Raw genomic sequence first — 19238 nt, forward strand, 5'->3', positions numbered from 1 at the left:
GGGGGAGTATAATTCCTCAAGTTAACTTGAGGTAAAGAGGTTTTATGGAAAAGAGATTGCCGCGCATTAAAGCGCTGTTAACCCCCGGCGAAGTGGCAAAGCGAAGCGGTGTAGCGGTATCGGCGCTCCACTTTTATGAAAGCAAAGGGTTAATTAAAAGCATCCGTAACGGTGGAAACCAGCGCCGCTATACCCGTGACGTGCTCCGCTACGTGGCGATTATCAAAATTGCGCAACGCATCGGCATTCCCCTGGCGACGATCGGTGAGGCATTCGGCGTGTTGCCGGAAGGGCACACGCTTAGCCCGAAAGAGTGGAAAGAGCTTTCGTCCCAGTGGCGTGAAGAGCTGGACAGGCGTATCCACACGCTGGTGGCGCTGCGTGACGAGCTGGACGGCTGTATCGGCTGCGGCTGCCTGTCCCGTAGCGACTGCCCGCTACGTAACCCTGGCGACAGGCTGGGCGAGCAGGGGACCGGGGCGCGGCTGCTGGAGGAGGATTAAGTTCTTGCGGCAAAAAGCATAATAAAGAACTAAAGCGCCACTAAGGGCGCTTTAGTTTTTCCCGGTCTTTGTCTTTCTCTCTATCCCGCTGGTTCACGGGAGGGCTTCCCCCGACATCAGCACCCCTCGTGTCGAGCTGGTTGGGGAGGTTCCGGATTGTGCTGACACTTTAATTCTATGCAAGACCCGTATTTTCGCCAGCCGCGCTAGCCGTTTTTTAGACGAAATTTTTTCGCGGTGTTGTTCGATTTTCTATAGTTAAAAAGTATGAATAACAGGAGAAAATCATGCTCACGGTACATCACCTTAACCAGTCGCGCTCGCACCGCGTGATCTGGGCGCTGGAAGAGCTCGCCCTGCCTTATGAGATTGTTCACTACCAGCGCGAAAAGAACATGCTGGCACCCGATTCCCTCAAAAAGGTGCATCCGTTGGGCAAATCGCCGGTCATTGAAGATAACGGGCTGATCCTTGCGGAGTCAGGCGCCATTCTGGAGTATCTGCAGGAAACCTATGATGCCGAATCGCGGCTGAAGCCTTTAGACCCCGCGCATAAGGTGCAATACCGCTTCTGGCTGCATTACGCAGAAGGGTCGCTGATGCCGCTGCTGCTCATGAAGCTGGTCTTCAGCAGCCTGGGCAAGCCGCCCGTGCCGTTTGGCATCCGAACGCTGGGCAAGGCGCTGGGGCAGGGGGTACAGAAAGCGTATCTCAACCCCCAGCTGGAGACCCATGCGCGCTTTATTGACTCACATCTTGCTAAAAACAGCTGGTTTGCCGGAGAGACGTTAAGCATGGCCGACATTCAGATGAGCTTCCCCCTCTTTGCCCTGCTGGCGCGCGGCGGCATTGCTAATCTGCCGCATATTCAGGCATGGAAGCAAAAAGTGGAAACGAGTCCTGGCTGGCAAAGAACCCTGCAACAAGGTGGCCCGTTAACGATCCCGGGCGAGGATTGAAATGTAAACAAATTGCGCATAGACGATAACGTTTGCGCATCCTCTGTTTATTTCTTCATCGTCATAAGTGAATTTTAGCGAAAAACGATAAAGTTCAGTTGAAAAGGGCGGGTATTAGGCTGGATAATCGTTTGCCTTAATTTGACCACCCGTTTTATAAGCGCGGAGCTAAACGTTTGCTTTTTTTGTGACGCCCTTTCGTCGCAAACGCAACACACGGATTTGACGTTTTAGCTGGCAGCGGTGTCTCCACCACGCTTATGGACGTTCTATAAAAACTCTCAGGGGATGTTTTCTATGTCTACGCCATCTGCGCGTACCGGCGGTTCACTTGACGCCATGTTTAAAATTTCGGCTCGTGGCAGCACCGTGCGTCAGGAAGTCGTTGCCGGTCTGACCACGTTTCTGGCGATGGTTTACTCCGTCATCGTGGTGCCGGGCATGCTGGGCAAGGCGGGCTTCCCGCCTGCGGCTGTCTTTGTCGCCACCTGCCTGGTGGCCGGCGTGGGCTCCATCGTAATGGGCCTGTGGGCGAACCTGCCGCTGGCGATTGGTTGCGCCATCTCTTTGACCGCCTTTACCGCGTTCAGTCTGGTGCTGGGCCAGCAGATCAGCGTACCGGTTGCCCTCGGCGCCGTGTTCCTGATGGGCGTACTGTTTACCGTTATTTCTGCCACCGGCATCCGTAGCTGGATTTTGCGCAACCTGCCGCAGGGCGTGGCGCACGGAACCGGTATCGGTATCGGCCTGTTCCTGCTGCTGATCGCTGCCAACGGCGTGGGTCTGGTCATCAAGAACCCGCTGGACGGCCTGCCGGTAGCGCTCGGTCATTTTGCGAGCTTCCCGGTCATTATGTCGCTCATCGGTTTGGCGGTGATTATCGGCCTGGAAAAACTGAAGGTGCCGGGCGGCATTTTGCTGACCATTATTGGCATTTCTATTGTCGGCCTGATTTTCGATCCGACCGTTCACTTCTCCGGTATTTTCGCCATGCCGTCGCTGAGCGATGACAAAGGCAACTCCCTGATCGGCAGCCTGGATATCGTCGGTGCGCTGAACCCGGTGATCCTGCCAAGCGTGCTGGCGCTGGTGATGACCGCGGTATTTGACGCCACCGGTACCATTCGCGCGGTGGCCGGTCAGGCCAACCTGCTGGATAAAGACGGTCAGATTATTGATGGCGGCAAAGCGCTGACCACCGACTCCCTGAGCAGCGTCTTCTCTGGTCTGGTGGGTGCGGCGCCTGCGGCGGTGTATATCGAATCTGCAGCGGGTACGGCGGCAGGCGGTAAAACCGGCCTGACGGCCATCACCGTCGGCGTGCTGTTCCTGCTGATCCTGTTCCTCTCTCCGCTCTCATACCTGGTACCGGCTTACGCGACCGCGCCAGCGCTGATGTACGTCGGCCTGCTGATGCTGAGCAACGTGGCGAAAATCGATTTTGCGGACTTCGTGGATGCGATGTCCGGCCTGATTACCGCAGTGTTTATCGTCCTGACCTGTAACATCGTGACCGGCATCATGATCGGTTTCGCGTCGCTGGTGATTGGTCGTCTGGTTTCCGGAGAGTGGCGCAAGCTGAACATCGGCACCGTGGTGATCGCCGTTGCGTTGGTCGCCTTCTACGCGGGCGGCTGGGCAATCTAAATTATCCATTGATGCGAAAACGGGTGGCTCAGGCCGCCCGTTTTTATTTTCAGGACTCATCCCGTTGCCTTTTGCGTTACTCTGGAGAGGATAGAATAAGAGGCACGACGCCTCAGGTTTGGCTTAAAAAGAAACACAGCAAACAGGGAACGCATGGAAATCTTCTTCACAATACTCATCATGACCCTTGTGGTCTCATTATCCGGGGTGGTTACACGCGTACTGCCCTTCCAGGTCCCCCTGCCTTTAATGCAAATAGCCATCGGCGCGCTGCTGGCGTGGCCGACGTTCGGTCTGCACGTGGAGTTCGATCCGGAACTGTTCCTCGTGCTGTTTATCCCGCCGCTGCTGTTTGCCGATGGGTGGAAAACGCCGACGCGCGAATTTCTTGAGCACGGGCGAGAGATCTTCGGCCTGGCGCTGGCGCTGGTGGTCGTTACCGTGGTCGGGATTGGTTTCCTGATCTACTGGGCCGTACCGGGTATCCCGTTAATTCCCGCCTTTGCGCTGGCCGCCGTGCTGTCGCCGACCGACGCCGTGGCCCTTTCCGGCATTGTGGGTGAAGGGCGCATTCCGAAGAAAATAATGGGCATTTTGCAGGGCGAGGCGTTGATGAACGACGCTTCCGGCCTGGTGGCCCTGAAGTTTGCCGTGGCGGTAGCCATGGGCACCATGGTCTTTACCATTGGTGGCGCGACCCTGGAATTCTTCAAGGTGGCGATTGGCGGTATTCTCGCGGGCTTCGTGGTGAGCTGGCTGTACGGTCGTTCGCTGCGCTTCCTCAGCCGCTGGGGCGGCGATGAACCGGCGACGCAAATCGTTCTGCTGTTCCTGCTGCCGTTTGCCTCTTACCTTATCGCTGAACATATCGGCGTCTCGGGCATTCTGGCGGCGGTAGCCGCGGGGATGACCATCACCCGCTCCGGCGTGATGCGCCGCGCGCCGCTGGCGATGCGCCTGCGTGCCAACAGCACCTGGGCGATGCTGGAATTTGTCTTTAACGGCATGGTCTTCCTGCTGCTGGGCCTGCAGCTGCCGGGCATCATGGAATCCTCGCTGATCGCGGCGGAGGCGGATCCAAACGTTGAAGTCTGGATGCTGTTTACCGATATCGTGCTGATCTACATGGCATTAATGCTGGTGCGTTTCGGCTGGCTGTGGACGATGAAAAAGTTCAGCGTCCGCTTCCTGACCAAAAAGCCGATGGAGTTCGGCTCCTGGACCACGCGCGAGCTGCTGATTGCCTCCTTCGCGGGCGTACGCGGGGCGATAACCCTCGCCGGTGTGCTCTCTATTCCGCTGCTGCTGCCGACGGGCGACGTCTTCCCGGCGCGCTACGAGCTGGTGTTCCTGGCGGCGGGCGTGATTCTCTTCTCGCTGTTTGTCGGCGTGATTATGCTGCCGATTTTACTCCAGCACATTGATGCCGGTGACTCGACCCAACAGCACAAAGAGGAGCGGATAGCCCGTGCGGCGACGGCAGAAGTCGCGATTGTCGCCATTGAGAAGATGGAGGAGCGTCTGGCTGCCGATGCCGAAGAGAACATTGATAACCAGCTGCTGAAGGAAGTCAGTTCACGCGTGATTGGTAATTTGCGCCGTCGTGCTGACGGACGTAACGACGTGGAAAGCTCGCTGCAGGAAGAGAACCTCGAGCGTCGTTTCCGCCTGGCGGCGCTGCGCTCCGAGCGTGCCGAGCTGTATCACCTGCGCGCGACGCGTCAGATCAGCAACGAGACGCTGCAAAAGCTGCTGCACGATCTGGACCTGTTAGAAGCGCTGTTGATAGAGAATCAGTAGCGCGTTGTTGCCCGGTGGCGCTACGCTTATCGGGCCTACATTTGAACCGTAGGCCGGGTAAGGCGAAGCCGCCACCCGGCACTATTCAGACCGCACCCAAAACCCCTCACAACATTGCAGCCACGCCTGTGCGCTGTGCGAAAGATACACCCCTTCACGCCAAATCATCCCCAACTGCCAGTGCAGGTCACTCTCCAGCGGGATCCAGCGCAGCGTGTTTTTATCCAGCCGCTCGCAGATCGGCTGCGGCAGAATGGCAATTCCCACGCCCGCCTGCACCATTGCCGCCAGGAAATCCCACTGGCCGCTGCGCACCGCAATGCGCGGCTTCACGTTATGGTGGTTAAACAGGGTCATTAGCTGGCGGCTTAAGGCGAAGTCTTCGTTGTAGATCAGCAGCGGGTGTTCGCCGAGCAGATCGGGCTTCACTGAGTCTATCTTCAGCCAGTCGCCGGAGCGGGGCACCAGCACGCACAGCGGATGGCTGAACAGCGGCAGCGTTGCCAGCCCGCTCTCTTCCTCCACGGGAAGGGCCGTCATCGCCACGTCCAGCTCGCCGTTGATCACCGCCTGCTGCACGGTCAGGCCGCCAAATTCAGAAATTTTGAGCTCAACGCCAGGGTAGCGCTGACGGAACAGGCTTATCGGCCCGGCCATCATCATGCCAACCATCGGCGGAATGCCGAGCCGCAGCAGACCTTTCGTCAGGTGGTTGATGTCCGCAAGCTCGGCCTCAAGCTGGCGAAACTCCGCCAGGATCGCCAGCCCGCGCTCGAAGACCACGCGTCCGGTATCGGTCAGCAGCAGCTTGCGTCCGTCGCGGATCAGCAGGGTACAGTTCAGCTCGTCTTCGAGGTTTTTCAGCATCTTGCTGATGGTTGGCTGGGTAACGAACAACTTCTCCGCTGCGCGGGTAAAACTTTGCTGGCGAACCACCTCGACAAAATAGCGCAGCGTTCTTATGTCCATGATTATTCCTCGAAACTATACCTTCGATGATTTTAATTCATTTCAGTCGATGACGTACGCTCACTATACTGGCGCCTCGTCTCATTTCTGAGGAAAACCCCCATGGCCGTGGCGTTAAGCCGTGTTACGCCTGCCGTTGTGCAACGACTCCAGGTCCCGGTTCAGGTACTGCTCTACGCGGGACTGTTTATTTTTGCGGAATACCTTGTCGACTGGCTGCATCTGCCTTTACCCGCCAACCTGGTGGGAATGGTGCTGATGCTGGTGCTGATCCTCTGCCGCGCGTTGCCCCTCAGCTGGGTGCGCGCCGGCGCGCGCTGGCTGCTGGCGGAGATGCTGCTGTTCTTTGTTCCGGCCGTGGTGGCGGTGGTGAACTATGCGCAGCTGCTGATGGTCGACGGCTGGCGCATCTTCGCGGTTATTGCCCTGAGCACGCTGATGGTGCTGGGTGCCACCGCCTGGGTGGTGGATAAGGTTTACCGGTTCGAAATCAGCAGGCAAAAGCATGACTAACTTTCAGATAAGCGTGCTGTGCCTGATCGTGACGGTCGCCATCTACTTTGCCAACAAGCGCCTGTATCGCCGCTTTCGCACGCTGCCGCTGATGCCGCTGGTCTTTACGCCGATCCTGCTGGTGCTGATGCTGGTCTTCGGCCATATCTCCTGGCAGAACTACATTGGTGAATCCCACTGGCTGCTGTGGCTGCTCGGCCCGGCGACTATCGCCTTTGCGGTGCCGGTGTATGACAACCTGGCGATTATCAAACGCCACTGGATGTCGCTCAGCGCGGGCGTCGTCACCGCGACGGTGGTGGCGGTCTGTAGCTCCGTCTGGCTGGCGCGGCTGTTTACCCTCTCCGATGAAATTCAGCGCAGTCTGGCCGTGCGCTCGGTGACCACGCCGTTTGCGCTGGCGGCCGCCAAACCGCTCGGCGGGCAGCCGGATCTGGTGGCGCTCTTTGTGGTCGTCACCGGCGTATTCGGCATGGCGGTGGGGGATGTGCTGTTTCTGCGGCTGTCCATTCGGGAAGGGATGGCGAAAGGAGCAGGGTTTGGCGCGGCATCTCACGGGGCAGGCACGGCGCGTTCGTATGAGCTCGGTCAGCAGGAGGGCGTGGTGGCAAGCCTGGTGATGATGCTCTCGGGCGTAACGATGGTGCTGATTGCGCCGCTGGTGGCGTGGGTGATGTTTTAAGCTCCCCGGCCAGAGCAACCGGGGAGAAAGGCTTAGTGCGCGCGGCCCTGCTCAACGCCGAGGCCGGTTTGTGAGCGGATAAACTGGGCGCGGAATTTCTCACGCTCCAGGTTACCCTCCGGCGAGTTGTCGGTAGCCGAGAAGACCCAGATACCGATAAACGCCACGGCAATGGAGAACAGCGCCGGGTACTCGTACGGGAAGATAGCGCTTTCGTGACCGAGGATCTGCACCCAGATGGTCGGGCCGAGGATCATCAGAATTACCGCTGTCAGCAGGCCGAGCCAGCCGCCTATCATCGCCCCACGGGTGGTCAGTTTGGACCAGTACATGGAGAGCAGAATGATTGGGAAGTTACAGCTTGCCGCAATCGAGAAGGCCAGTCCCACCATAAAGGCGATGTTCTGCTTCTCAAACAGGATCCCCAGCAGAATAGCGACCACGCCCAGCACCAGCACGGTGATTTTGGAAACCTTCAGCTCGTCGCGCTCGCTCGCGCCTTTACGGAAGACGTTGGCGTAAAGGTCGTGCGATACCGCAGACGCGCCCGCCAGCGTCAGCCCGGCGACCACCGCAAGGATGGTGGCGAAGGCCACGGCGGAGATAAAGCCGAGGAACAGGTTGCCGCCCACCGCGTCGGCCAGGTGCACCGCCGCCATGTTGTTACCGCCAATCAGCGCACCCGCCGCGTCTTTAAACGCCGGATTCGCGCCCACCAGCATGATCGCGCCGAAGCCGATGATAAAGGTCAGGATGTAGAAGTAACCCATAAAGCCGGTGGCGTAGAAGACGCTCTTACGCGCTTCACGCGCGTCTGACACCGTGAAGAAACGCATCAGAATGTGCGGCAGGCCAGCGGTACCAAACATCAGGCCGAGACCGAGAGAGAGCGCGGAGATCGGATCTTTCACCAGCCCGCCCGGGCTCATGATCGCTTCTCCTTTCGGGTGGACAGCCATCGCTTCGGTGAACAGGTTATTGAAGCTGAAGCCGACGTGTTTCATCACCATAAAGGCCATAAAGCTCGCGCCGAACAGCAGCAGTACGGCTTTGATGATCTGCACCCAGGTGGTGGCCAGCATGCCGCCGAACAGAACGTACATCACCATCAGCACGCCCACCAGCACCACCGCGACGTGGTAGTTCAGGCCAAACAACAGTTCGATAAGCTTGCCCGCGCCCACCATCTGGGCGATCAGATACAGCGCCACCACCACCAGCGAGCCGCAGGCGGAGAGGGTACGAATCGGCCCCTGTTTCAGGCGATAGGATGCCACGTCAGCGAAGGTGTAACGTCCCAGGTTGCGCAAGCGTTCGGCAATCAGGAACAGAATGATCGGCCAGCCAACGAGGAAGCCGAGGGAGTAGATCAGGCCGTCATAGCCGGAGGTGTACACCAGCGCGGAGATCCCGAGGAACGAGGCGGCGGACATAAAGTCACCCGCAATCGCCAGGCCGTTCTGGAAGCCGGTAATGTTGCCGCCCGCAGTGTAGTAATCGTTACGGGAGCGAACGCGTTTCGACGCCCAGTACGTAATGTACAGCGTCAGCACCACGAAAATCAGGAACATGATAATCGCCTGCCAGTTGGTTGGCTGGCGCTGTACCTCGCCGGTAATGGCATCCGCCGCGTGGGCGGCAAAGGGAAGTGTGGCGGCTAGCGCCGTCAGGATTCGCTTCATGATGCTTTTACCTCTTGCAGTACCGCTTTATTAAGACGATCGAACTCACCGTTCGCGCGCCAGACGTAGACGCCGGTCAGCACAAATGAAATCACGATCACGCCAATGCCAATGGGGATACCGCGCGTCACGCTGGTGCCCTCATGTAACGGGGTGCCCAGCCAGTGCGGCGCAAAGGCGATCAGCAGAATAAAGCCGACATAGATAATCAGCATGATGATGGAAAGGGTGAAGGCAAACCGTTGCCGCTTATCGACGAGCTCCCTGTAGTGCGCACTATTCTCTATCTGCTGACAAATATCGTTATTCATCACAGAAATCTCCAGAGGTAAGGTTGGTTTGTTTTATCCCCTCTCCCCTATGGGGAGAGGGTGAGGGGAGGAAGGTGCGGTCTGATGCCCTCACCCCGGCCCTCTCCCACGGGGAGAGGGGGAAAAAATTATGAAGGCATTGCGATGGCCTGCTTCTCTTCGAGCAGTTTGTCCACCACGCCAGGATCCGCAAGCGTTGAGGTATCGCCGAGGTTGCTGGTATCGCCTGCCGCGATTTTGCGCAGGATACGGCGCATAATCTTGCCGGAACGGGTTTTCGGCAGCGAGTCTGTCCAGTGCAGTACGTCCGGCGTGGCAAGCGGGCCAATCTCTTTACGTACCCAGTTGCGCACCTCGGTATACAGCTCCGGCGACGGCTCTTCGCCGTGGTTCAGGGTGACGTAGGCGTAGATCGCCTGGCCCTTGATGTTGTGAGGAATGCCGACCACCGCCGCTTCGGCAATCTTCGGATGCGACACCAGCGCGGACTCAATTTCTGCCGTACCCAGACGGTGGCCGGAAACGTTCAGCACGTCGTCCACGCGTCCGGTGATCCAGTAATAACCGTCTTCATCCCGGCGCGCGCCGTCGCCGCTGAAGTACATGTTTTTAAAGGTCGAGAAGTAGGTCTGCTCGAAGCGCTCGTGATCGCCAAACAGCGTGCGCGCCTGGCCCGGCCAGGAGTCTGTGATCACCAGGTTACCCTCGGTGGCGCCTTCCTGCGGATTGCCTTCGTTATCCACCAGCGCAGGCTGCACGCCGAAGAACGGACGGGTTGCCGAGCCGGCCTTCAGCTGCGTGGCACCCGGCATTGGGGTGATCATGAAGCCGCCGGTTTCGGTCTGCCACCAGGTGTCCATCACCGGGCACTTCTCGTTACCGATTTTCTTCCAGTACCACTCCCAGGCTTCCGGGTTGATGGGCTCGCCCACGGAGCCGAGGATGCGCAATGAGGAGCGGTCAGTGCCCTCGATGGCCTTATCGCCTTCCGCCATTAACGCGCGGATCGCCGTTGGCGCGGTGTAAAGAATGTTGACCTGGTGCTTATCGACCACCTGACACATGCGCGCCGGGGTCGGCCAGTTCGGTACGCCCTCAAACATCAGCGTCGTTGCGCCGCAGGCCAGCGGGCCGTACAGCAGGTAGCTGTGTCCGGTGACCCAACCCACGTCGGCGGTACACCAGTAGATGTCGCCCGGATGGTAGTCGAAGACGTATTTAAAGGTGGTGGCCGCATAGACCAGATAGCCGCCGGTGGTGTGCAGTACGCCTTTCGGTTTACCGGTTGAGCCGGAGGTGTAAAGAATAAACAGCGGATCTTCCGCGTTCATCTCTTCCGGCTGATGCTGGTCGCTCGCTTTTTCAATCAGGTCGCTCCACCACAGGTCACGCCCCTCGTGCCAGTCGATCTTGCCGCCGGTACGCTTGAGGACAATGACGTTATTGATGGATTTGACGTTCGGGTTTTTCAGCGCTTCATCGACGTTTTTCTTCAGCGGAATACCGCGCCCGGCGCGTACGCCCTCGTCGGCGGTGATCACCAGCTTCGAGTTCGAGTCAACGATGCGCCCGGCAACCGCTTCAGGGGAGAAGCCGCCGAAGATGACGGAGTGGATCGCGCCAATACGCGCGCAGGCGAGCATAGCTACCGCCGCTTCCGGCACCATCGGCATGTAGATCGCCACCACGTCGCCTTTTTTAATCCCCTGGTCCAGCAGCACGTTAGCGAAGCGGCAGACGTCGCGGTGCAGCTCTTTATAAGAGATGTGTTTGCTCTGAGAGGCATCGTCGCCTTCCCAGATAATGGCCGTTTCGTTGCCGCGTTCGGCAAGATGGCGGTCCAGGCAGTTCGCCGCCAGGTTCAGCGTGCCGTCTTCATACCATTTAATGGAGACGTTGCCTGGCGCGAAAGAGGTATTCTTCACCTTCTGATAAGGTTTGATCCAGTCAAGGATGTGACCCTGCTCGGCCCAGAAGGCGTCCGGGTTGGTAACAGATTGCTGATATTTCTCGTGGTACTGCTCCGGGGTGATCAGGCAACGGTCCGCAATGTTTGCGGGAATGTCGTGTTTGTGTATTTGGCTCATGGCTTTTTTTCTCCTTGTAAGATGTTAATAATATGTCGCAAAAACGTTAATAGTAGGGGCTTTACAAGCTTTGTTTAGTATTTGGGCGACAGATCACGCATTGTTTGAACAGGTTGAAAATTGAGCGAATGAAACTTTGAAGGGAAATAATTCACGATGCCGATTATTCACAATTCTTTATAAAAAAGCGTTTTTATAACAAAAGGTTATTTATCAGAATTATGACAAACTCGCGTCATAACCGCTTTTGATAGTGAAATGCGTCGTTCTTTAAGGCTTGCGCAACAGGTCGTGCAAATGATACTCATACGCCGCGTTAAAAAATCCCATAAACCAACGCAACACAATTCATACCCTTTCAGTATGTCTCCATATTCATGCAGTTTTGCTGGTGCGGAGATTTCATTGAGGAAGTCAGTTTCTATGAAAAATTTGAAAGTCAGCCTGGCCTGGCAGATCCTGCTGGCCCTTGTGCTGGGCATCTTGCTGGGCAGTTATCTTCATTATCATAGCGACAGCCGCGAGTGGCTGATTGCGAACCTGCTCTCTCCGGCAGGCGATATTTTTATTCATCTGATTAAGATGATTGTGGTGCCCATTGTGATCTCGACGCTGGTGGTCGGTATCGCGGGCGTCGGCGATGCGAAGCAGTTAGGCCGCATTGGCGCGAAAACTATTCTCTATTTCGAAGTGATCACAACGGTTGCGATTATCCTCGGCATAACGCTGGCGAACGTATTCCAGCCAGGCTCCGGGATCGATATGTCGCAGCTGGCGACGGTGGATATTTCGAAATATCAAAGCACCACCGCTGACGTGCAGAGCCATTCCCATGGTCTGATGGGGACTATCCTGTCGCTGGTGCCGACCAACATCATTGCTTCCATGGCGAAAGGCGAGATGCTGCCGATCATCTTCTTCTCGGTGCTGTTTGGTCTGGGGCTCTCCTCGTTGCCAGCGACGCACCGCGAGCCGCTGGTGACCGTGTTCCGCTCTATCTCCGAAACCATGTTCAAAGTGACCCACATGGTGATGCGCTACGCGCCGGTTGGGGTGTTCGCGCTTATCGCAGTGACCGTGGCGAACTTTGGTTTTGCCTCCCTGTGGCCGCTGGCGAAGCTGGTGATCCTGGTGCACTTCGCCATTCTGTTCTTCGCGCTGGTGGTGCTGGGGATTGTGGCGCGCCTGTGCGGGCTGAGTATCTGGATCCTGATCCGCATCCTGAAGGATGAACTGATTCTGGCGTACTCCACCGCAAGCTCTGAGAGCGTGCTGCCGCGCATCATTGAGAAGATGGAGGCGTACGGTGCGCCAGCGTCGATAACGAGCTTCGTGGTGCCGACCGGCTACTCCTTCAACCTGGATGGCTCGACGTTGTACCAGAGTATTGCGGCGATCTTTATCGCGCAGCTGTACGGCATTGACCTGTCGCTGTGGCAGGAGATCGTACTGGTTCTGACGCTGATGGTGACCTCAAAGGGCATCGCAGGCGTGCCGGGCGTCTCCTTCGTGGTGCTGCTGGCGACGCTGGGCAGCGTGGGTATTCCGCTGGAAGGCCTGGCGTTTATCGCCGGTGTGGACCGTATCCTCGATATGGCGCGTACGGCGCTGAACGTGGTGGGTAACGCGCTGGCGGTGCTGGTTATCGCCAAGTGGGAACACAAATTCGACCGTAAAAAAGCGCTGGCGTATGAACGTGAAGTGCTGGGTCGTTTCGATAAGACGGCTGACCAGTAACATCCTAAGCCCGGTGGCGCTGCGCTTACCGGGCCTACGGGTTTTGTTGGCCCGGTAAGGCGAAGCCGCCACCCGGCACGTTATTCTCCGCTCAACGCATCAAACTCCTCACACCCCGTATCAAACCCTTCGGTACAGCTCAGGTTTAGCCAGTAGAGCGCTTTCTGCTTATTCGGCGTGATAAAGCCTTTCTCACCCTGCTGGAACAGCATTCCTGCCCAGTATTCCGCATAGCCCGTACGTGACAGCGACGAGCTACGCTTAAACCATGACGCCGCCTGTACGTCATCCTGCGGCACCTCTACGCCGTTGGCATAAATCAGCCCCAGCAGCAGTTGCGCATCGACCGCCGAGTCGTTGTCGATATCTTCGGCCGCCGTTTGCAGGAGCTTGATGGCCTGAGGATAGTCGGTTTTACCCGCCTGCGTGTTCACCATAATACGCGCCAGCATAATCGTGCCGCGCTTGCTGCCGGCGATGGTGGCCTGCTGTGCCAGCGCTTTAGCCTGAGCGTAATCCCCCTGCGTAAAGAGGATCTGCGAGAGTAACCCCATGGCGTCGACATCACCGCCTTTTGCGGCTTTCTCGGCCCACAGCGCTGCCTGCTTACTGTCACCGGAGCTGAAGTAGGTATCGGCGAGATAATACTGGGCGCGGGCATCGCCGGCTTCCGCCTGCTTCTGATACTGGCTGCCTATCTCATCCGCGCGGGCGAACGACGTAAAAAATAACAACAACAGAAAAATGGCTTTCATGGATTCTTATCATCTGGGTACACGCCGCGCAGTATAATCGCGGTAGCAAAAGAAAAAAATGGGTGCATTAAGACCTCAGCATCCTACAAGCCGGGCGAAACCGTGGTTTCGCCCGTAGAGGTTAGCCTGCCACGCAGGCTAATTTCGCCGCCACCTCCTGATGTTCACTCTTTATTGAAAACTCGCACAGTCTACCGCGAGTAATAAAGGTAAATATCACTATCGTCAGGCAGATAATAAAGACGATGCCTAACGCAGTTTTTAATGGCGTCATGCCTTTTACTCCTTGTCAAAAAAAGAATAAGAGGCTACTCTCAACCTGTTGGAAGTTGAGGGGTAGCCTCGGGTGAATGAAAATTCCCCGGGGCTTTCCACTTTCTGTCCCTCAACAATGCTCAAGACAGAAAGTCTTAAGCACCCGCCGCACATCTTATCCTTCTGAATTAAAATGCAAAGATGTAATTCTGTTCTGCGCGAATTACATTATTTTGCGAGCCGCTTTCCAGAATAATAATTGATATTTTTAATGTTTTAAGCGGAAATAAAAAAGGAGTGAATAACTCACTCCCTTTATTCAACGATTAATTAACGGCTTCAACCCATTGCGCTTTCACGCAGCCGTGCTTTCAGCTTGTTATATTCGTCGATCACATACTGTTCCGCCGCGTGCTGATCCGCAATCGGCTCCACGTTGACGGCGCAGTATTTATACTCCGGCGTTTTAGTTATCGGGCTGAGGTTCTCCGTCACCAGCTCGTTACAGGCACCAATCCACCACTGGTAGGTCATATAGACCGCCCCTTTGTTTGGACGGTCGCTGACCTGCGCGCGGGTAATGATGCGGCCTTTGCGCGAATTCACCCACACCAGCGCTTCATCCTCAATGCCGAGGCGCTCCGCATCGGCGGTGTTGATCTGCGCGTAGCCCGGTTCGTCCGCCAGCGCCGCCAGCGCGGCGCAGTTGCCGGTCATTGAACGACAGGAGTAGTGGCCTACTTCACGCACGGTAGAGAGCACCATCGGGTACTCCTCGGTGAGTTTATCGATTGGCGCAACCCAGTCGCAGGTGAAGAACTGCGCCAGCCCGTTCGGGGTGTCAAATTTCTCTTTAAAGAGATACGACGTCCCCTGGTCGGCCTCCAACTCGTCCCGGCACGGCCACTGGATGTAGCCCAGCTCACCCATTTTTTCATAGGTTGCCCCATAAAAGTCCGGGCACAGATGCCGCAGCTCGTCCCAGATCTCCTGGGTGTTGTTGTAGTGCATCGGGTAGCCCATGCGGGTGGCGATTTCGCTGATGATCTGCCAGTCCGTTTTCAAATCCCACTTCGGCTCGACCGCCTTAAAGAAGCGCTGGAAGCCGCGGTCCGCCGCCGTGTAGACGCCTTCATGCTCGCCCCAGGAGGTCGACGGGAGAATCACATCCGCCGCCGCCGCGGTTTTGGTCATGAAGATATCCTGGACAATCACCAGCTCCAGATCCTCAAAGCCTTTGCGCACCGCAGACAGCTCGGCGTCGGTCTGGAGCGGATCTTCACCCATGATGTAGGCCGCCCGCACTTCACCGTGCGCCGCGCGGTGCGGCAGCTCGCTGATGCGATAGCCGGTGTGTGCCGGCAGGCTCTCCACGCCCCAGGCCTTCGCGAACTTCTCGCGGTTTTCCGGGTACTTCACGTACTGATAGCCCGGATACGTGTCCGGCAGCGCGCCCATGTCGCAGGCACCCTGGACGTTATTCTGGCCGCGAACCGGGTTAACGCCGACGTGCGCTTTGCCGAGATTCCCGGTCAGCATCGCGAGGCTGGTCAGGGAGCGCACGGTTTCCACGCCCTGGTAGAACTGGGTCACGCCCATGCCCCACAGGATGGCGGCGGTTTTCGCTCCGGCATACATCCGAGCCGCCTGGCGGATCTCCTGCGCGCTCACGCCGGTTATCGCCTCTACCGACTCCGGCGTGTAGCCTTCGACAATTTTCCGGTACTCTTCAAACCCTTCCGTACGCGTGGCGACAAACGCCTGGTCGTACAGGTTTTCCTCAATAATGACGTGCCCCATCGCATTCAACAGCGCGATATTCGAGCCGTTTTTCAGCGCAATGTGCATATCCGCAATGCGCGCGGTTTCGATTTTGCGCGGATCGCAGACGATAATTTTCGCCCCGTTCTGTTTAGCGCGAATCACGTGGTTCGCGACGATAGGGTGAGAATCCGCCGGGTTATAACCGAAGATAAACACCAGATCGGTGTTATCTATCTCGTTGATAGCATTACTCATTGCGCCGTTACCGACCGACTGGTGCAGACCTGCAACCGATGGGCCGTGTCAGACGCGAGCGCAGCAGTCGACGTTATTGGTACCAATAACGGCGCGCGCGAATTTTTGCATCACGTAGTTGGTTTCATTCCCGGTCCCGCGTGAGGAGCCGGTGGTCTGAATGGCATCCGGGCCATACTTGGCCTTAATGGCACTCAGGCGCGTGGCGACGTAATCCAGCGCCTCGTTCCAGGAGACGGCTTCCAGCTTGCCGCCGCGCTCGCGGCGGATCATAGGGTTTTTCAGGCGCGGGGTGAGGATTTGTGTATCGTTAATGAAATCCCAGCCGTAATACCCCTTCAGGCACAGCGTGCCCTGGTTGGTTTTCCCCTGCGCGGCCTCCGCCCGGACGATTTTGCCGTTATCGACCACCAGGTGGATCTTGCAACCTGAGGCACAATAAGGGCAAACCGTGACGACTTTTTTCATCAGTCTGCTCCAGTTAATCAAATCTTTCGCACCGACTAATGCAGCTTCTATGCCATGTTTTTAGTGGGGTTACTCACCGGCTTTACGGTGCATTCCCGGCGAAATCCCTGACGAAAAGCAGACAATCGTCAAAATTGACGTGTCGAATGAGCGGCGGATGTGACATGGGTTGAATTTCCGTCACGGAAAAATTCATTTCACTGGAGCCGACGGCAGAATGGTTCAGACTTAACATAATCCCCTGACGGAAGCATATGATGAAACCGGCGATTCTGGTGGTTGATGACGATATGGCAGTGTGTGAACTGCTGCAGGATGTGCTGAGCGAGCACGTCTTTAGCGTGCTTGTCTGCCACAACGGCCAGGATGCGCTGCGGCAGGTTCAACAGGAGCCGGCTATCGCCCTTGTTCTGCTGGATATGATGCTGCCGGACATCAACGGCCTGCAGGTTTTGCTGCAGCTGCAAAAGCAGCGCCCGGCGCTACCGGTGATCATGTTAACCGGGCTGGGCAGTGAATCAGACGTGGTGGTGGGGCTGGAGATGGGGGCTGACGATTATATTGGCAAACCGTTTAATCCACGCGTGGTGGTGGCACGCGTTAAGGCCGTGCTGCGTCGTACCGGAGCGCTGGCAGCCGAAGCGCCGATGCCACGTGCGGCGGGGATAACCTTCAACGACTGGACGCTGGACACCACCCGCTGTGAACTGATTGATCCGCAGCGTAACGCCGTGCCACTGACTCAGGGTGAATATGGCCTGCTGCTGGCGCTCACGCAGAATGCCCGCCGGGTACTGAGCCGCGAGCAGCTGCTTGAGCTCACCCACAGCGAAAGTACCGAGGTATTCGACCGTACGATTGACGTGTTGATCATGCGCCTGCGGCGAAAAATCGAGGTCAACCCGCATCAGCCTAAGCTCATCAAAACCATGCGCGGTCTGGGCTACGTTTTTGCCGCCGATGTGTCTCATAGTGAGAAAGCGGCCTAAGTATTCTCTTTAATAAACAGCTGCAGCTCGGCCAGCGTTTTCGCGCCGTCAATCGCATTGGCCGCCAGTAGGCTTGCCCGCGCGCAGGCGTGCGCCAGATAAATACTTTCTGTCAGCGGCAGCGATTCATGGCAGCCGTATAAAAAGCCCGCGCAAAACGCGTCGCCCGCGCCGACGCTGCCGATAATCTCGTTCTGCTCCAGCTTCCAGGACGGAACCCATCGGCCCGCTTCTCCCGGTGTTTCACCCCATGCCCCTTCCGGGCAGTGGATCACCACCCGCTGACGAACGCCTGCCGCCAGCAGCTGCGCCGCGGCGTCGGCGATATGGACAATGTGCGGGGCGTCGTTTTCGTCACGCATTGTCAGCCCGCTAAACTCACCGGCCTCGAGCTCGTTAATCACCAGATAATCCAGATGGCGCAGGGCAGGGAGTACCAGTGGCTGATAGCGCGGGTCGCCCTTGCGGGACACCAGGTCAAGGGAGGTTTCATACCCCTGCTCGCGCATCTGCGCCAGCAGCCGCGCGCTGCGGGTGCCAAACTCGTCATCCGGCATATCCAGGCTGTCGAGCAGCAGCAGGTAGCCGAGATGGAAGATCTTCATCGATCCATCGAGACGATCGAAGGCGGGAAGATCCAGCAGACGGTTGGCGCCCGGCGAGTGGAAAAAGGTGCGCTGCCCGCTGGGATCGGTCATCACCTGCGACATGGAGGTTGGCGCAAAGGTGGTGCGCTGTACGCGCTGGCGGTTGACGTGGTACTGGTCGAGCATCGCCAGAATGTAATCCCCGTCGCCGTCTTCCCCGATCAGCCCCACCGCCTGCAGCGGCAGGCCGGCGTGCATTTTCGCCAGCGTCAGCAGCACGTTGAGCGGCGCGCCGCCGGTTGAGCGTTCGCTGTGGGTGATTTCCGCCAGCCAGCCGCGCTCCGGCCACTGCACGATCTGGTGAACGTGATCCACCAGCATATTGCCTGCGGCGATGATGCCTTTGCGTTCCATTATGCCTGCCCCGCGCTGCCGAAGATGCGCATCTGCTCGGCGACCGTATCGGTTATCGCCTCTTCTATCCCCAGCAGCAGTTCGGCAAACTCATCGTACAGCGGCTGGCGGTTCGCCATACGCTGCTCAACGGCGGCGAGCGCGGCCTGCGACATGCCGGTGTAGAAGTTGATTTTATGAATGCCCAGCTCGATGGCGCGGCGGAAGTCGGCATCGCTAATCCCGGAGCCGCCGTGCAGCACCAGCGGCAGCCCCGTCTGCTGACGAATGGCGTCCAGGCGCGGGAAATCGAGCTTCGGTTCGCCTTTGTATTTGCCGTGCGCGTTGCCGATGGCGACCGCCAGCGCGTCGATGCCGGTCTTATCGACAAACTCCCGCGCCAGCTGCGGGTCGGTAAAGAACGCTTCATCCGCATGTCCGTACAGCGCGCCGCCTTCATCCCCGCCGACCGCGCCCAGCTCCGCCTCCACCGAGACGCCCACCGCGTGGCACATCTTCACCACTTCCCGGGTCTGGCGAATGTTCTCCTCGTAGCTCAGCGTCGAGCCGTCGAACATCACCGAGCTAAACCCCAGGCGCAGGGCGAGCACGACGGCCTCGAAATGCAGACCGTGGTCGAGATTCAGCACCACGGGAATATCGTGACGGGCGGCTTCGAACTTGACCGCTTCGACCAGCGAATCCAGGGAAACATACTTAAAGTGCACTTCGGCGATGTTGATGATAAACGGCGAGCGTTCCTGCTTTGCGGCGGCAAACAGCGCGCGCAGGAAATGGGAGTCGAGCACGTTGAACGCGCCCAGCGCGTAGCGATGTTTCCTGGCGTGCTCAAGACCGTCGGCAAGAGAAATCAGTGGCATC

17 protein-coding genes are annotated in these 19238 nt (G+C 57.8%); 8 read left to right on the forward strand and 9 right to left on the reverse strand.

All coding sequences use genetic code 11. The features are described from left to right. Positions 1 to 44: 44 nt before the first annotated feature. The 4 genes from soxR to IM271_RS14135 all read left to right on the forward strand — a co-directional run bounded on the left by soxR (position 45) and on the right by IM271_RS14135 (position 4909). Positions 45 to 503: a redox-sensitive transcriptional activator SoxR gene (gene soxR / locus IM271_RS14120; RefSeq protein ID WP_023331806.1), complete on the forward strand. Its 459-nt coding sequence runs from the start codon at positions 45 to 47 to the stop codon at positions 501 to 503. A gap of 287 nt (positions 504 to 790) precedes the next feature. Then, positions 791 to 1462 carry a glutathione S-transferase family protein gene (locus IM271_RS14125; RefSeq protein ID WP_049137624.1) on the forward strand — a complete coding sequence of 224 codons (672 nt, stop codon included), beginning with the start codon at positions 791 to 793 and terminating at the stop codon, positions 1460 to 1462. Between the two features lie 297 nt (positions 1463 to 1759). Next, on the forward strand, positions 1760 to 3109 hold the full coding sequence (gene ghxP / locus IM271_RS14130; protein ID WP_028015179.1) for a guanine/hypoxanthine transporter GhxP: 1350 nt from the start codon (positions 1760 to 1762) through the stop codon (positions 3107 to 3109). A 153-nt stretch (positions 3110 to 3262) separates the two neighbouring features. Continuing rightward, positions 3263 to 4909 carry a Na+/H+ antiporter gene (locus IM271_RS14135; protein ID WP_028015180.1) on the forward strand — a complete coding sequence of 549 codons (1647 nt, stop codon included), beginning with the start codon at positions 3263 to 3265 and terminating at the stop codon, positions 4907 to 4909. Positions 4910 to 4990: 81 nt separating this feature from the next. Here the strand turns inward: IM271_RS14135 and IM271_RS14140 are convergent, their stop codons facing one another. Beyond that, complete coding sequence (locus IM271_RS14140; RefSeq protein ID WP_041911529.1) at positions 4991 to 5878, reverse strand: LysR family transcriptional regulator; 888 nt, start codon at positions 5876 to 5878, stop codon at positions 4991 to 4993. Between the two features lie 102 nt (positions 5879 to 5980). Between IM271_RS14140 and IM271_RS14145 the strand changes: the two genes are divergently transcribed. Continuing rightward, a complete protein-coding gene (locus tag IM271_RS14145; protein WP_028015182.1) occupies positions 5981 to 6391 on the forward strand; it encodes a CidA/LrgA family protein in 411 nt (136 codons plus the stop codon). Then, positions 6384 to 7073, forward strand: a complete 690-nt coding sequence (locus tag IM271_RS14150) for an LrgB family protein (RefSeq protein WP_045630755.1) — start codon at positions 6384 to 6386, stop codon at positions 7071 to 7073. The genes IM271_RS14145 and IM271_RS14150 overlap by 8 nt, the downstream gene beginning before the upstream one ends. 32 nt (positions 7074 to 7105) lie before the next feature. On the opposite strand, the gene actP is transcribed toward IM271_RS14150, so the two are convergent. From actP to acs, 3 genes are all read right to left on the reverse strand, one after another. Then, a complete protein-coding gene (actP, locus tag IM271_RS14155; protein ID WP_047366862.1) occupies positions 7106 to 8755 on the reverse strand; it encodes a cation/acetate symporter ActP in 1650 nt (549 codons plus the stop codon). Continuing rightward, positions 8752 to 9066 carry a DUF485 domain-containing protein gene (locus tag IM271_RS14160; RefSeq protein WP_028015185.1) on the reverse strand — a complete coding sequence of 105 codons (315 nt, stop codon included), beginning with the start codon at positions 9064 to 9066 and terminating at the stop codon, positions 8752 to 8754. The genes actP and IM271_RS14160 overlap by 4 nt, the downstream gene beginning before the upstream one ends. A 128-nt stretch (positions 9067 to 9194) precedes the next feature. Next, positions 9195 to 11153 (reverse strand): acetate--CoA ligase, encoded by a 1959-nt coding sequence (gene acs / locus IM271_RS14165; protein ID WP_192987552.1) that lies wholly within the window; start codon positions 11151 to 11153, stop codon positions 9195 to 9197. A gap of 423 nt (positions 11154 to 11576) precedes the next feature. Between acs and gltP the strand changes: the two genes are divergently transcribed. Then, positions 11577 to 12890, forward strand: coding sequence for a glutamate/aspartate:proton symporter GltP (gene gltP / locus IM271_RS14170; protein ID WP_028015187.1), 1314 nt, complete (start codon positions 11577 to 11579; stop codon positions 12888 to 12890). Positions 12891 to 12970: 80 nt separating this feature from the next. Here the strand turns inward: gltP and IM271_RS14175 are convergent, their stop codons facing one another. The 3 genes from IM271_RS14175 to fdhF form a co-directional block, all read right to left on the reverse strand. Beyond that, positions 12971 to 13645 carry a tetratricopeptide repeat protein gene (locus tag IM271_RS14175; protein ID WP_193052763.1) on the reverse strand — a complete coding sequence of 225 codons (675 nt, stop codon included), beginning with the start codon at positions 13643 to 13645 and terminating at the stop codon, positions 12971 to 12973. 121 nt (positions 13646 to 13766) lie between these two features. Next, positions 13767 to 13919, reverse strand: a complete 153-nt coding sequence (locus IM271_RS14180; protein ID WP_028015189.1) for a Hok/Gef family protein — start codon at positions 13917 to 13919, stop codon at positions 13767 to 13769. Between the two features lie 320 nt (positions 13920 to 14239). Continuing rightward, positions 14240 to 16387, reverse strand: a complete 2148-nt coding sequence (gene fdhF, locus IM271_RS14185; RefSeq protein WP_193052764.1) for a formate dehydrogenase subunit alpha — start codon at positions 16385 to 16387, stop codon at positions 14240 to 14242. Positions 16388 to 16644: 257 nt separating this feature from the next. Here fdhF and IM271_RS14190 point away from each other — a divergent pair, with 257 nt between their 5' ends. After that, complete coding sequence (locus IM271_RS14190) at positions 16645 to 17376, forward strand: response regulator (protein WP_048957490.1); 732 nt, start codon at positions 16645 to 16647, stop codon at positions 17374 to 17376. Here IM271_RS14190 and IM271_RS14195 read toward each other — a convergent pair. Then, the gene (locus tag IM271_RS14195) at positions 17373 to 18380 is read right to left on the reverse strand and encodes a carbohydrate kinase family protein (RefSeq protein ID WP_193052769.1); all 1008 of its coding nucleotides are present in this window, start codon (positions 18378 to 18380) and stop codon (positions 17373 to 17375) included. The two genes, IM271_RS14190 and IM271_RS14195, sit on opposite strands and share 4 nt — an antisense overlap. Further along, positions 18377 to 19237 (reverse strand): ketose 1,6-bisphosphate aldolase, encoded by an 861-nt coding sequence (locus tag IM271_RS14200; RefSeq protein ID WP_193052770.1) that lies wholly within the window; start codon positions 19235 to 19237, stop codon positions 18377 to 18379. Before IM271_RS14200 ends, IM271_RS14195 begins: the two co-directional genes overlap by 4 nt. Position 19238: the final 1 nt, after the last annotated feature.

Source organism: Enterobacter cloacae complex sp. I3, assembly GCF_014896175.1.
GTDB classification, from domain to species: Bacteria; Pseudomonadota; Gammaproteobacteria; order Enterobacterales; family Enterobacteriaceae; genus Enterobacter; species Enterobacter bugandensis.